Source organism: Companilactobacillus crustorum JCM 15951 (assembly GCF_001434585.1).
GTDB classification, from domain to species: domain Bacteria; phylum Bacillota; class Bacilli; order Lactobacillales; family Lactobacillaceae; genus Companilactobacillus; species Companilactobacillus crustorum.
Genome location: NZ_AZDB01000046.1, coordinates 1 through 12,596, shown reverse-complemented (window position 1 = coordinate 12,596; position 12,596 = coordinate 1). Strand labels below are relative to the sequence as shown.

At 33.9% G+C, this 12,596-nt stretch carries 13 protein-coding genes; 9 read left to right on the top strand and 4 right to left on the bottom strand.

The window, feature by feature from the left end; all coding sequences use genetic code 11:
* Positions 1 to 4 precede the first annotated feature (4 nt).
* Positions 5 to 256 (bottom strand): MerR family transcriptional regulator, encoded by a 252-nt coding sequence (locus FD26_RS09730; protein ID WP_057868234.1) that lies wholly within the window; start codon positions 254 to 256, stop codon positions 5 to 7.
* Between the two features lie 93 nt (positions 257 to 349).
* Between FD26_RS09730 and FD26_RS11480 the strand changes: the two genes are divergently transcribed.
* The 5 genes from FD26_RS11480 to FD26_RS09705 all read left to right on the top strand — a co-directional run bounded on the left by FD26_RS11480 (position 350) and on the right by FD26_RS09705 (position 4,415).
* Positions 350 to 697: a YrdB family protein gene (locus FD26_RS11480; protein ID WP_075887810.1), complete on the top strand. Its 348-nt coding sequence runs from the start codon at positions 350 to 352 to the stop codon at positions 695 to 697.
* Between the two features lie 141 nt (positions 698 to 838).
* Entirely contained in the window at positions 839 to 1,576 is a 738-nt protein-coding gene (gene nfsA, locus FD26_RS09720) for an oxygen-insensitive NADPH nitroreductase (protein WP_057868232.1), read from the top strand.
* A 241-nt stretch (positions 1,577 to 1,817) separates the two neighbouring features.
* The gene (locus FD26_RS09715) at positions 1,818 to 2,642 is read left to right on the top strand and encodes a helix-turn-helix domain-containing protein (RefSeq protein ID WP_057868231.1); all 825 of its coding nucleotides are present in this window, start codon (positions 1,818 to 1,820) and stop codon (positions 2,640 to 2,642) included.
* A 64-nt stretch (positions 2,643 to 2,706) separates the two neighbouring features.
* Complete coding sequence (locus tag FD26_RS09710; protein WP_057868230.1) at positions 2,707 to 3,333, top strand: NUDIX hydrolase N-terminal domain-containing protein; 627 nt, start codon at positions 2,707 to 2,709, stop codon at positions 3,331 to 3,333.
* An 86-nt stretch (positions 3,334 to 3,419) separates the two neighbouring features.
* Entirely contained in the window at positions 3,420 to 4,415 is a 996-nt protein-coding gene (locus FD26_RS09705; RefSeq protein WP_057868229.1) for an aldo/keto reductase, read from the top strand.
* An 82-nt stretch (positions 4,416 to 4,497) separates the two neighbouring features.
* On the opposite strand, the gene FD26_RS09700 is transcribed toward FD26_RS09705, so the two are convergent.
* The 3 genes from FD26_RS09700 to FD26_RS09690 all read right to left on the bottom strand — a co-directional run bounded on the left by FD26_RS09700 (position 4,498) and on the right by FD26_RS09690 (position 8,676).
* Entirely contained in the window at positions 4,498 to 6,270 is a 1,773-nt protein-coding gene (locus FD26_RS09700) for an oleate hydratase (protein ID WP_057868228.1), read from the bottom strand.
* Between the two features lie 269 nt (positions 6,271 to 6,539).
* On the bottom strand, positions 6,540 to 7,370 hold the full coding sequence (locus FD26_RS09695; protein ID WP_198033244.1) for an aldo/keto reductase: 831 nt from the start codon (positions 7,368 to 7,370) through the stop codon (positions 6,540 to 6,542).
* Between the two features lie 229 nt (positions 7,371 to 7,599).
* Positions 7,600 to 8,676 carry a serine hydrolase domain-containing protein gene (locus FD26_RS09690; RefSeq protein ID WP_057868226.1) on the bottom strand — a complete coding sequence of 359 codons (1,077 nt, stop codon included), beginning with the start codon at positions 8,674 to 8,676 and terminating at the stop codon, positions 7,600 to 7,602.
* A 170-nt stretch (positions 8,677 to 8,846) separates the two neighbouring features.
* On the opposite strand from FD26_RS09690, the gene FD26_RS09685 reads away from it, so the two are divergent.
* The 4 genes from FD26_RS09685 to glyA all read left to right on the top strand — a co-directional run bounded on the left by FD26_RS09685 (position 8,847) and on the right by glyA (position 12,552).
* Entirely contained in the window at positions 8,847 to 9,395 is a 549-nt protein-coding gene (locus FD26_RS09685) for a LemA family protein (protein ID WP_057868225.1), read from the top strand.
* A gap of 12 nt (positions 9,396 to 9,407) precedes the next feature.
* The gene (htpX, locus tag FD26_RS09680) at positions 9,408 to 10,316 is read left to right on the top strand and encodes a zinc metalloprotease HtpX (protein ID WP_057868224.1); all 909 of its coding nucleotides are present in this window, start codon (positions 9,408 to 9,410) and stop codon (positions 10,314 to 10,316) included.
* A gap of 174 nt (positions 10,317 to 10,490) precedes the next feature.
* The gene (locus FD26_RS09675) at positions 10,491 to 11,303 is read left to right on the top strand and encodes a DNA/RNA non-specific endonuclease (RefSeq protein ID WP_057868223.1); all 813 of its coding nucleotides are present in this window, start codon (positions 10,491 to 10,493) and stop codon (positions 11,301 to 11,303) included.
* Positions 11,304 to 11,307: 4 nt separating this feature from the next.
* Complete coding sequence (gene glyA, locus FD26_RS09670) at positions 11,308 to 12,552, top strand: serine hydroxymethyltransferase (RefSeq protein WP_057868222.1); 1,245 nt, start codon at positions 11,308 to 11,310, stop codon at positions 12,550 to 12,552.
* The last annotated feature ends 44 nt before the right edge of the window (positions 12,553 to 12,596 follow it).

The window sequence follows — 12,596 nt, the reverse complement described above, 5'->3', positions numbered from 1 at the left end:
TCATTTACACAAGATTCTTGACGCTACCCTCTGAAGTTATTGGTCGTTCACGCAAATTCAAAATCATTTCTATTTCATTTAATTTCAGTCCTGCTAATTGTAAATTACGAATAATTAAAAAAGTTTTCTGATCATCAACAGTATATGCCCGATAATTATTGGCATCCCTTTGGGGAATTAATAATCCCTTTTGATCGTAAAATCGTAACGTATCTCTTGTTGTATTTACTAATTGACAAAATTGTTTTGTATTCACGAATTAAACCTCCAACTTTTATTGATTGACTTGGTAGTTAAGCCCCATGTTAATTTTTATCTAGCTTCAAATAAAACTAAGTCGGTGAAAATTATGAAATTATTTTTAGTTAACACGCTTATAAGATTTCTAATTGAAATGTTTACCTTGATTCTAATAATTATAGTTGGATTAACAAAATATTCTGTTCCAATTAATATTTTAGTAGGAATAATTCTACCTGTAGTATTCATCTTAATTTGGACCCTTTTCATGGCCCCTCATTCAATGGATCGAGTATCTTTACCTTACAGAATCTTGATTGAAATATTAATTTTTGGCAGTTGCTGCTATCTTATATGCTTGAATCTTGCTTCAAAATGGGGAACGATTTATATAATCGTCGTTATGGCAAACGCCATATTGTCGCATATTGGAGATGCCATTTATGACCAAGTCTAACTATTATCATTTAGAAACTTTTACTGTAGATTGTACCCTAGATTGGAATTTATTCTTTCGGAGTAAATAATTCGAGTTTTTTCAGAAAGTGGTATGATATCAAAACAGGCTTTAAATTTTCATAAAAAATGAGGTTTTAAAATGAATCAAACCATTGATAATCTAATTAATCACGTTTCTGTAAGAAATTTTACAGATGAATCTATTACTGAAGACCAAAAGAAACAATTAGTGGCAGCTGCTCAAAGTGGCTCTACTTCTGAATTTGTACAAGCATTCTCCCTTATTGAAATTACTGATCCTCAATTACGTAAACAAATATCCGATATCACTGTTAGTTCTCCTCACGTTCAAAAAGCTGATACTTTCTATATCTTCGTTGCTGACCTGAATCGCCAAGCCACAATGCTTAAAGCTAATAACTTAAGTCTAGACAGTCTTAAAAATATGGAATCATTGTTAGTTGCTACCGTTGACACAACTATTGCTGCTCAAAATATGGCAACGGCTGCTGAATCTATGGGATTAGGAATTTGTTATATCGGTAGCATTCGTAACAATATTCAACAAGTTGCTAAATTATTGGAGTTGCCTAAATTCACTTTCCCACTTTTTGGTATGACTATTGGAGTTCCTGCCGTAAAAAATCAACCTAAACCACGTCTATTCATCCAAAATCAAGTTGCTACAAATACCTATGACAGCCAGGCTTTTAACGATTTAACTAAATATGATCAAGAAGTTAGAAAATACTATGCTAATCGTCGCACCAACTCCCAAGACACTACTTGGACTGAAAAGAATCTCACTATGTTTGACCATATTCATCGTCCCGAAGTAGCAAGTTTTCTTAAAGAACAAGGCTTTTCTTTAAATTAAATCTTACATACCGCTATTTCTTGTTGATATTTTTCAATTAAGAAATGGCGGTATTTTTTATTTTCAGAAATTTTCTTAACTTCTCATCCCAATTGCTTACATCTCCTATAACTAGGGCAAATTTACAGAATTGATACAAAACTTTACATTAATTGAACATAAAATACACACTATTTTTTTATTATCGGGTTATAGCAATAAAAATTTATCTTTCCGAATAAAAAATGTAGGTGTAAATGATATGAATAACTTAGGTGATATTTTAAAAGAAACGCGTCAAAAAAAGCAATTATCTCAATTAGAAACTGCCGAAGATATTTGTTCACAATCAACTCTTTCAGAAATCGAACATAACAAATACATCCCCAATACTCAACTATTAATTAATCTTTGCCAACGATTATCAATTAACTTCAAAGACTTAGTATTATCTGAAAATTTTAAAGTTTGTAAGGAAAAATACTTCAATCAAAAGGTCAAATCATTTTATAAAAGTTGTGATTATCATGCTCTAAATGCTTTTTTAAACCGTCCGACAGTTACAGAAACAGTTCAAACCAGCAAACAAACTCAAGCATATTATCTTTACCTTTCAATCTGTGCCATCCACTTAGACAATGGCTTAGATCAAGCTAAAGAATTCTTAAAATTATCTTTGGCTTGTGCCGGGCGTAGCCGAAGTCAAACCACCCTTACTAGAATTGGTAACATTATCTTGGCTTACGTTTATTCACAACAGGGATTGAGGACTTCTGCATATCGCCAAATTACCCTAGCTTTAAAAGATATTTCTACTATTAAATACGAAGAGAATTTAAATTTGGTTTTTTATATAACTGCTCTTTCCTATTTTCAACTCTCAAAGTTCAGTCTATCCATCAAAACCATAGAGGAAGGCATTCACTTTTCGCTTAATAATAATTCACATTTTATTCTACTCAATGATTTATATTTAATGGCCAATATTGCTGAAGTAATCAAACAAAACAATTATCATCTAAACATTAAAAAATTCAATATTTTTAATAATTTAGTTCACAACCATATTTACGAAAACATCAAATGATGTAAGCGTTATATTTTTCTTGTCCTATCATGCTATACTTTTTTATAAAGGATGGTTGAAATATATGGATGAGATAGAACTTTTACTCGAACAATTACAAGCAATCGCTCAAACTGGTAAACATTACAGTAAAGACGTTTTTGATCGCGAACGTTATGATCAACTGGAGGTTGTTTCTAAAAAGTTAATAACCAAATTAATTAATAATACGACCGCTGAACAGTTAGATATCTTTTTCGACGCCGATACTGGATATGTAACACCCAAAGTAGATATCAGAGCTGCCACTTTTAAGGATGACAAAATTTTATTGGTTCGCGAGAAAAGCAGCGGTCAATGGTCAATTCCTGGGGGCTGGGGTGATATTGGTTATTCAGCTAGTGAAATTGCCACTAAGGAAACCTTTGAAGAAGCTGGCATCCACACCGTTCCCCAAAGATTAATTGCTATTAAGGATATGCAAAAAAATCACTATCCTAAAAAGAATCTCAATTACGTTTATAAAATGTTTTTTGAATGTAAACCTACTGAAGATAATCTGCATAGTGGTGTTGAAACCTCTGATGTTAAATATTTTACTTTAGATGAAGCATTGAAATTAAATCTTTCATTGGCTCGAAATATGCCTGAAGATTTTAAATTAGCTTTTAAATGTCATCACTCGAAAGCCTGGGAAACTTACTTTGATTAAAATTGCTGTTCACTCTTCTTGCGAAAGCGATTCCACTGACATATTATTAAATTGATTATATGCACTTGGAAGGGATTGATAATTAAATGTATACAGCAGAAAGTAATCGTTATAATAATGAAAATATTCGACATGCGGGAACAACTGGCTTAATGTTGCCTCCAATATCATTAGGATTATGGCGTCATTTCGGTAGTAATGACCCTCTAAGCGAGCGTCGCAAACTAATTTTGCATGCCTTTGATAAGGGTGTCTTTCATTTTGATGTTGCCAATCATTATGGTGATGGAAAGACAGGATTCGGTACATCTGAGGAATTGCTAGGTCAAATATTGAAAAATGATTTACACTCATATCGCGACGAATTAGTTATTTCTACTAAGGCTGGTTATGAAATACACGATGGTCCCTATGGCATCGGTACTTCTCGAAAGTCCTTACTACAAGCGATAAATGATTCTCTTAATCGTTTAAATCTTGATTATGTTGATATCTTTTACGCTCATCGTTATGACGATGCTACTCCTATTGAGGAGACTGTTCGTGCTCTAGATGATATCGTACGTTCCGGTAAAGCCTTATATGTTGGCGTCTCTAACTATGAAACTCCTGAAATGGAGAAAGCTATCAGTATGTTTCAGCAACTTGGTACTCCATTCGTTTTAGATCAAATGAGTATGAATCTTTTAAATAATCACGTTGAAAAAAGTGGTTTGCTTGATGTTCTTAAAAAGAATGGTGTAGGTGCTATTGCTTATGGCCCCCTCTCAGAGGGACTTTTATCAGATAGATATCTCAATGATATTCCTGACGATTTTCCTATTCACCACACTAATTCCGGCTTATTAAAAGATGGCAAGGCTTCCCTAGTTAAAAAGTTAAACGATTTAAACAATATTGCTCAGAGTCGTCATCAAACACTTAGTCAAATGTCTCTTGCTTGGTTATTAAGGGATCCTGTAGTTGCTAGCGTTATTATTGGTACCACTAATATCAATCATCTAGATGATAATTTGAAAGCTCTAGATAATCTTGATTTTTCTCAATCCGAAATTGGTCAAATAAATGCTCTAATTAAATGAATTTAAAAGCAAAAATACGATAGCTCAAAATTGAGTTACCGTATTTTTTAATCTCTAAAAATTATTAATCTAACTTCACACTCTATAATAGATGTGCATCTTTCAATAATTCTTCAATATATGTACCATGGATCTTTTCCATAACTTTCTTTTCTACCAGACGTTCCTTAAATGGCAACTTAATATCTTCAATCTTTTGCTTGCCATCTAGGTAGTAAATTGCTCTCAACAAGGTCCGAACATCAAAGGCAGAACCAAAGACTTCTGGAACTCCACGATCGACATTTAACAATGTATAAACGGCTTCCATAGCTGTTCTAACAGAATATTCTGTCGTAAAGACAGTATCACGTTCTGTTTCGACAAAATTACCAATAAAAGCTAGGTTTTTCGATCCTTCAGGAACTACTAATGGACGATCGCCAACTTTTCTAGGCATAAAGTATGATGTGATATATGGCATATGTGCTGGAATTGTATTGGAATGATTTTCAGCAATGTCTTTAATTTTATCTGTTGGTACTCCAATATGATAAAGCCATTCTTCGCACAACTCATCACCCGTACATTCAGTAATCTTCTTATTAACAAAATTACCTGGTTTATCGGAGAACAATCCATAGACCCAAACTACTAATTCATTATCTTTTTGTCTCTTAAAATGTTTTTGACGACTAATAGAATAACCGTATAGCCAATTAGAATCTTTAATTGAAACTGGCCCACTGGTTACAATTGAACCACTGTGAGGATCTTTTTTACTAATTTTTTCAATATAAGGTACGGCTTCATCATCTGTCAAAGTAATTGTTCCAGAAATCACCCAATTGGCATCAGGAATATTCTTGCAGAAGACGTCTGGATTACCAAAAGTTTTATCTTGCTTGGCCATATTTTCCCATAATTGCCAGCTGCTGCCTAATTCATGTTCAGTTGGAGCTGGATGGGTCTTATCACCATAAGTTGTACTTTCAGTAATTGAACCATTTGTAACAAAGACCAAGTCATTTTCAGTTAAACTAACAGTACTATCTTTGCCATCAGTTGTCATATCAATTTCTGTAGCAACTTTAGTTCCATTAGAAGTATCTACTTTAATATTATTAACATGTGTATTATAAGTAAGTTGAACACCCTTATCTTCCAAGAATTTAATCATTGGTTGAATCAAAGATTCATATTGATTATATTTAGTAAATCTCAACGACGATAGATTTGATAAGGAATCAATATGATGGCAGAAGCGCATCAAATAACGTCTCATTTCCATTGCACTAGCCCATGGTTCAAAAGCAAACATTGTTGACCAATAGAGCCAGAAATTCGAATTCAAGAAATCATCGCTAAAGACCTCATTGATCTTTTTATCTCCTAAATCTTTTTCAGGTGTCATTACTAAATCAATTAACTCTTTAACTGCTTTGGGTGTCAAAGTTAATTGACCTTCAGTTGGCAATTCTTCACCCTGGTTTTGAATAACTCTGCCATGTGAATAACTAGGATCCTTCTTGTTTAGCCAATAAAACTCATCCAAAACAGAAGCATCTGGATTTTCCAATGAAGGAATTGATCTGAACAAATCCCAAAGTGTTTCAAAATGTGGTTCCATTTCTCTTCCGCCGCGGATAATATAGCCTTTTTGTTCATTCCAAATTCCATCCATGCTACCGCCAGGTAGAGCAAGTTCTTCTAACACATGAATCTTATTGCCTTTCATCTGACCATCACGAATAAGAAAAGTAGCGGCAGCCAAGCCAGCTAATCCAGAACCAACAATATAAGCTGACTTATCATCAACGCCTTCCGGTTTCATTGGTCTTGCGAATGCTTCATAATTACCATTACTTCTATACATAAGAATCACCTCTTGATAAAATTTGCTTCCATCTGTAACTGCTTACAATTAGAATATAGTTCTCTTATGTGTAATATACAATAGAAAAATTGTGATTTTTTTGTGAAATTTAGATTTATTTTTTATCATATTTTGAGACAAAATAAAAAAAGAGTGGTATTTGAGACAATCTCAATATCGCTCTCATTTTATTTCAGCACAGATAAAGCAATAGGTTTTCCACAGTCCACAAAATTGTGGATGTAACGGTGCAACATACCTACAATTATTTAAAACTCTTCATAAATGGCTGGATCTTGGTTCTTTGTTCGACCATCAGTTTTAGTTAAAGCATTAATTTTATCAATATCTTCATCAGAAATTTCAAAATCAAATATATTCATATTTTCTCTTTGTCTGACTGGTGAAGCTGACTTAGGGATCGGAATAGTATCTAATTGATGTTCCCATCTCAAAATTATTTGACCAACAGATCTATTATATTTTTTACCTAATTTGACCAAAGCTTCGTTTTTTAAAACTGAACTGGCTCGACCTAATGGACTCCAATCCATCGTTACAATACCGTTATCATGGTCGTATTGACGCATGTCCTTTTGATTAAAGTATGGATGCAATTCTATTTGATTAATTGCAGGTAAAATTCCAGTTTCTTTTTGTAATTTTTCTAAATGCTCTGGTAAAAAGTTGCAAACTCCAATGGATTTTACCAAACCAAATTTTTGAGCATCTATTAATGCCTGCCATGCCTCGACATACATTCCACGCTTTGGATTTGGCCAGTGTAGTAGATAAAGATCAAAATAATCTAAATGCGAACGATAAAGCGACTCCTGCAACGCCGTAATGGCATCGTCATATGCATAATAACGCCCTGGCAATTTTGAAGTGACTGTCAATTTATCACGATCAATTCCACTTTCTGCAATAGCTTTGCCAACGGTTCCTTCATTTTCATAATTATAGGCTGTATCTATCATTTTGTAACCATTATTAATAGCCGACACAATACTTTGAACGCCCTTACGACCATTCAATTTGTAGGTTCCAAATCCAAATTCTGGAATCTCTTGACCATCGTTTAATTTATACATAAAAATGCCCTCCTCATCAATATTACTAACGTACAACAAATCCAGTACGTGAACAAATATGTTGGCTTTTTGGACAAAAAAAGTCCTACATCAATCCGTGATGTAGGACTTTAGACCGCTTTACAGTAAATCTTTGGAATGTGCAAAGCAGTCATTTTAATTCACAGGTAGGCTACCTGCACATCTAATAATACAGACTTTTCACTAAAATAGCTAGTTATTTTAATGAAATACCTTAATTATTAATCATTTGATAGATTTTTTTAGCCATCGGTTTAGCATCTGCTGCCAGTCTAGAGTAATTTTCTAATAAAATAACAGCATCTTTACCATTATTTGATAAGTGAACTACAGTTTGAAAACCATACCCCCAACCGTTGGCATAATTATCATCTTTACCATGATAAAAGCCACCGCCATAAGTACTTGAACTCCCTGGTTTAAATAATTTCTTACGTGACTTATCAGTTAATAAAGAGCCAGTTAAGATATAATTCTCTACTTTATACAAATCACTGGCGCTCATATAAATTTGGCCCGTTCCCAACTCATCAAACATAAAAGCACGTTTCGTATAAAAAGCATTCTTATAATCCAATTTAGCAGAAAGTGGATCATTATTATTATAACCAGTAGCTTTATGAATACCTGAATCTTCATTATATGCAAAAATTGTATGCTTTAAATTAAGCTTTTTGATATACGTTTCCGTAAATAATTCTTGGTAAGATTTACCAGTAATCTTTTCTAAGATACCGCTAAGTAAATTAAAATTAACTGGTGAATAATACCACTTATTATAAAGTAAATTTGAAAACTTAATATTATTAATATCATCCTCAATAATATCTGAATCAGTCATCACTTCTTCAGGTCCAACGCTTGTTTTTAAGATTAATCCTGAAGTCATATCAAGCATCTGTCTAATAGTAATTTTTTCACTGCCAGCAATTCGCGGATAAAATTTAGCCAATTTGTCAGACAGTTTTAAATGACCGTCTTGAACCTGTTTCATAATCATACCTGCTGTCATTGCCTTCTGAAGTGAATCAATTTCATAGGTAGTGTCCTTATCATTTGAGACACCACTTGAAAAATCAGAATATCCACGACTTGTTTGATAAAATGCTTTACCATTCTTTATGATCAATAACGTTCCGGAGTAACCTTTTTCATTCAAAAGATTATCAATATTTTTGCTGAATTGACCACCAACCGTATTATCGATGGAGGCATCGGCATAAACTGTAACTGGGAATGATCCTAAAAGGATTGCTCCTAACATAAAAAGAGGGAAAAAGATTTTTTTCATTATATACACCTATGAAACCTACTTCTATGTAACCTTCCTAATACCGTAATTATAAAGTATTTTTTCAAAATTTAATAATAATAAACTCATTCTCTATTGTTGCATAGCTTTACACTTCAGAACAGTCAATATGGTAAAATATACTCAACAAGAAAAGAGGGAAAAACTAAATGAATACAATCATAATAATCGTTATCATTTTATTAATAATAATTGCTTATGCGGCTATGTATAACGGTTTAGTCAAGTATCGCAACCGTGCTAGAGAGTTTAGTTCACAAATTGATGTTCAATTGAAACGTCGAACTGACTTGATTCCTAATCTAGTTGAAACAGTTAAAGGCTATGCCACACATGAAAAAGAAACTCTTTCTCATGTTGTCGAATTGAGAAACAACGTTACTAACGCCAACACACTTCAAGATAAAGTCGATGCTGATAATGAATTGACTGGAGCTTTAAGACAAGTCTTTGCTTTATCTGAAAACTATCCTGATCTGAAGGCTAATCAAGAATTCTCCCAATTAATGGAAGAACTTTCTAACACAGAAAATAAAGTTTCTTACGCACGTCAAGCTTATAATAGTCAAGTTCAGGCTTACGATACAGCTATTCAAACTTTCCCACGTAATATTATTGCAGGTATTCATGGATTCAAAGAAATGAACTTCTTACAAATACCTGATGTTGATAAAGAAGCTCCTAAAGTTAAGTTTTAATAGAGGTGTCTTATGATTTACGAGCAAATTGATCGTAATAAACGCAAAACCTACTTGATATTCTTTATTTTCTTTTTAATACTGGCCGCAATTGGAAGTTTTATTGGTCTCTACTTTTTTGACAATATGTATGCTGGTATTGTTATTGCATTGGTAATTGCAATTGTATATACATTGATAACTTACTTTCAATCTACGAGTATTGTTATGCAAATGAATGGTGCAAAAAAAGTAAATTCTGCAAAAGATGCACCGGAACTTTGGCATATCGTCGAGGATCTTTCGATGGTAGCCGATATTCCCTTACCTGAAATTTATATTATTGACGATCCTAGTCCTAATGCTTTTGCCACTGGACGTGACCCACAACATTCAGCCGTTGCAGTTACAAGTGGCCTTTACAAAATGATGAATCGTGAGGAACTTGAGGGTGTTTTAGCTCACGAAGTCTCCCATATTAGAAATTATGATATTCGTGTATCAACCATTTCAGTTGCACTTTCATCAGCGATTATTTTACTAAGTTATATTATTGGTAATGCCTATCGTTGGTGGATTCCTTCTCGTAATGATGATCGCGACAATAACAATTCAGGCGTTTTCAAAATAGTATTGTGGCTAGTAGGGTTGATTTTTGCCATTCTTGGCCCTTTAATCGCTAGCTTGGTTCAAATGGCAATTTCAAGAAATCGTGAATATTTAGCCGACGTTTCCGGTGCAGAATTAACTCGTAATCCTCAAGGTTTGATTAATGCTTTGGAAAAACTCAAAGATAGTACTAAACCTATGCAACGAGTTGACGATGCAAGTGCCTCATTATATATTGATGATCCAACTAAGAAAAAACATTTTTCCGGTTGGTTTGATACTCATCCACCACTAGATGACCGTATCAAAGCACTAAAGAAGACTTTTGAATAAACTTAACTCCTAATTGGTAATAAAAGATTACTAATTGGGAGTTTTTTATATTATTTTTTTCTTATTTCCGAATTAAATTAATCATTTCCACAATTATTGTTCAATGTTTCAGAAAATCTATGATAAAATCATACTTGAAGATTATTTATATCTTCTTAGTGAGGGGAAATATTTATGTATATGTTATTACTTGTTATATTGGGTGCAATCGTGTTATTCACTACCTTCATGATCAAGCCCAAACGTCGTATCCACCGGCGCTTAGTATCTCTAGGGCTTTTACTAGTTATTGTTGGTGGTTCGGGGGTTTATGAATCATACCAAAATAACATTCCAGGAACCGGCGATAATCCTCGACAAGTCGAAAAGAACAAAAATGCTTCTACTTCCGACTTAGCCAATTTAGATTATCAAGGTACGCAAGAAATAGAAGTTAATAATAATACGCCTACTTTCACAAAATCCGAACTAAATGTTTCGAATGGTTCTTGGCAACAATTTGCTGATTTGGATAACCTTAATCGAGCCATTCAAGCAGATGCATTATTGAATAAAAATTTAATGCCTACCGCAAAGCGTGAACCATTGTATGTCAATCCAACTGGTTGGCACAATAAGCGCATTAAGGGAGGCTGGCTATATAATCGTTCACACCTTATTGGTTATCAAATGACTGGACAGAATAATAATCCGAAGAATTTGATGACAGGAACGCGATCATTAAACTCACCTGAGATGCTTAAGCATGAAAATGATATTGCTTATTATCTTAAACAGAATCCAAGTAATTACATTAGATATCGTGTCAAACCGATATATCGTGGTAACGAATTGGTCGCTCGTGGAGTACAAATGATGGCTGAATCCTTGAATTCTAATGGTCAACCAGACAATCAGGTTTCTTTTAATGTTTATATCTTTAACATTGAAAAAGGTGTCAAGATTAATTATAGTGATGGTACAAGTGTAGTTAACAATAATTATTGAGGAGATGGTCGTAGTGCAATATAGTACAGGTGATAAAGAAATTTTCGATTTAATTACAAAGGAAGAAAATCGACAAAATAGAAATATTGAGTTGATTGCTTCTGAAAATATTGTTTCTGACAACGTTAGAAAAGCTCAAGGTTCCGTTCTAACTAACAAGTATGCGGAAGGATACCCTGGGCATCGTTATTACGGTGGCTGTGAATATATCGATCAAATTGAACAGCTTGCAATTGATCGTGCTAAGAAATTATTCAATGCCGAATATGTTAACGTTCAACCACATTCAGGTTCCCAGGCCAACGCTGCTGCTTACCAAGCTGTTCTAAAACCTGGCGATTCAGTTCTAGGAATGGATTTGAATGCTGGCGGTCACTTAACTCACGGTTCAAGAGTTAACTTTTCCGGTAAAATGTATACCTTCCATTCATATGGCGTTAACGACCAAGGTTTAATTGATTACGACAATGTTCAAAAAATTGCTGAAGAAGTTCAACCAAAACTAATTGTTGCTGGAGCTTCAGCTTACAGTCGCATCATTGATTTTAAGAAATTCAGAGAAATTGCTGATTCAGTAGGTGCCTACTTGATGGTAGATATGGCCCATATTGCTGGTCTTGTTGCCGTTGGTTTACACCCTACTCCAGTTGGCGTTGCTGATATTGTTACTACTACTACTCATAAAACACTTCGTGGACCTCGTGGCGGAATGATTCTTGCTAATGCTGAACTAGGTAAAAAGCTTAACTCAGCAGTCTTTCCTGGAACTCAAGGTGGTCCTTTGGAACATGTAATTGTTGGAAAGGCAGTTGCCTTTGGTGAAGATCTTCAACCAGAATTCAAAACATATATGCAACAAGTTATTAAAAACGCTGCCGCTATGGCTAAGGTTATCAACGATTCCGATAACCTCTCAGTTTTAACTGGTGGTACAGACAATCACCTACTTAATGTTGTTCTAACAGAATCAGACTTAAACGGTATGGAAGTACAGAACTTACTTGATTCTATTCATATTACAACTAACAAAGAAGCCATCCCTAATGATCCATTGCCACCAAAATATACATCTGGACTTCGTCTCGGTTCTCCTGCTATTACATCAAGAGGCTTTGACGAAAAGGATTGTGAAGAAGTAGCTCATATTATTGTTGATGCTATTAAATATCATGATAATCCTGAAAAACTTCAAGAATTGGATGCACGCACAAAAGCACTGACAGATAAGCATCCAATTGAATTTAATTAAAAATTGTATTAAAAAAGGGCTGTTCGTCAAATCAAGTTGATGGC

Excerpts from the sequence above, each read along its gene's own strand:
- glyA (WP_057868222.1), top strand. The coding sequence starts at position 11,308 with ATGGTCGTAGTGCAATATAGTACAGGTGATAAAGAAATTTTCGATTTA.
- FD26_RS09675 (WP_057868223.1), top strand. The coding sequence starts at position 10,491 with ATGTATATGTTATTACTTGTTATATTGGGTGCAATCGTGTTATTCACT.
- FD26_RS09690 (WP_057868226.1), bottom strand. The coding sequence starts at position 8,676 with ATGAAAAAAATCTTTTTCCCTCTTTTTATGTTAGGAGCAATCCTTTTA.
- FD26_RS09685 (WP_057868225.1), top strand. The coding sequence starts at position 8,847 with ATGAATACAATCATAATAATCGTTATCATTTTATTAATAATAATTGCT.
- htpX (WP_057868224.1), top strand. The coding sequence starts at position 9,408 with ATGATTTACGAGCAAATTGATCGTAATAAACGCAAAACCTACTTGATA.
- FD26_RS09715 (WP_057868231.1), top strand. The coding sequence starts at position 1,818 with ATGAATAACTTAGGTGATATTTTAAAAGAAACGCGTCAAAAAAAGCAA.
- FD26_RS09700 (WP_057868228.1), bottom strand. The coding sequence starts at position 6,270 with ATGTATAGAAGTAATGGTAATTATGAAGCATTCGCAAGACCAATGAAA.
- FD26_RS11480 (WP_075887810.1), top strand. The coding sequence starts at position 350 with ATGAAATTATTTTTAGTTAACACGCTTATAAGATTTCTAATTGAAATG.
- nfsA (WP_057868232.1), top strand. The coding sequence starts at position 839 with ATGAATCAAACCATTGATAATCTAATTAATCACGTTTCTGTAAGAAAT.
- FD26_RS09705 (WP_057868229.1), top strand. The coding sequence starts at position 3,420 with ATGTATACAGCAGAAAGTAATCGTTATAATAATGAAAATATTCGACAT.
- FD26_RS09710 (WP_057868230.1), top strand. The coding sequence starts at position 2,707 with ATGGATGAGATAGAACTTTTACTCGAACAATTACAAGCAATCGCTCAA.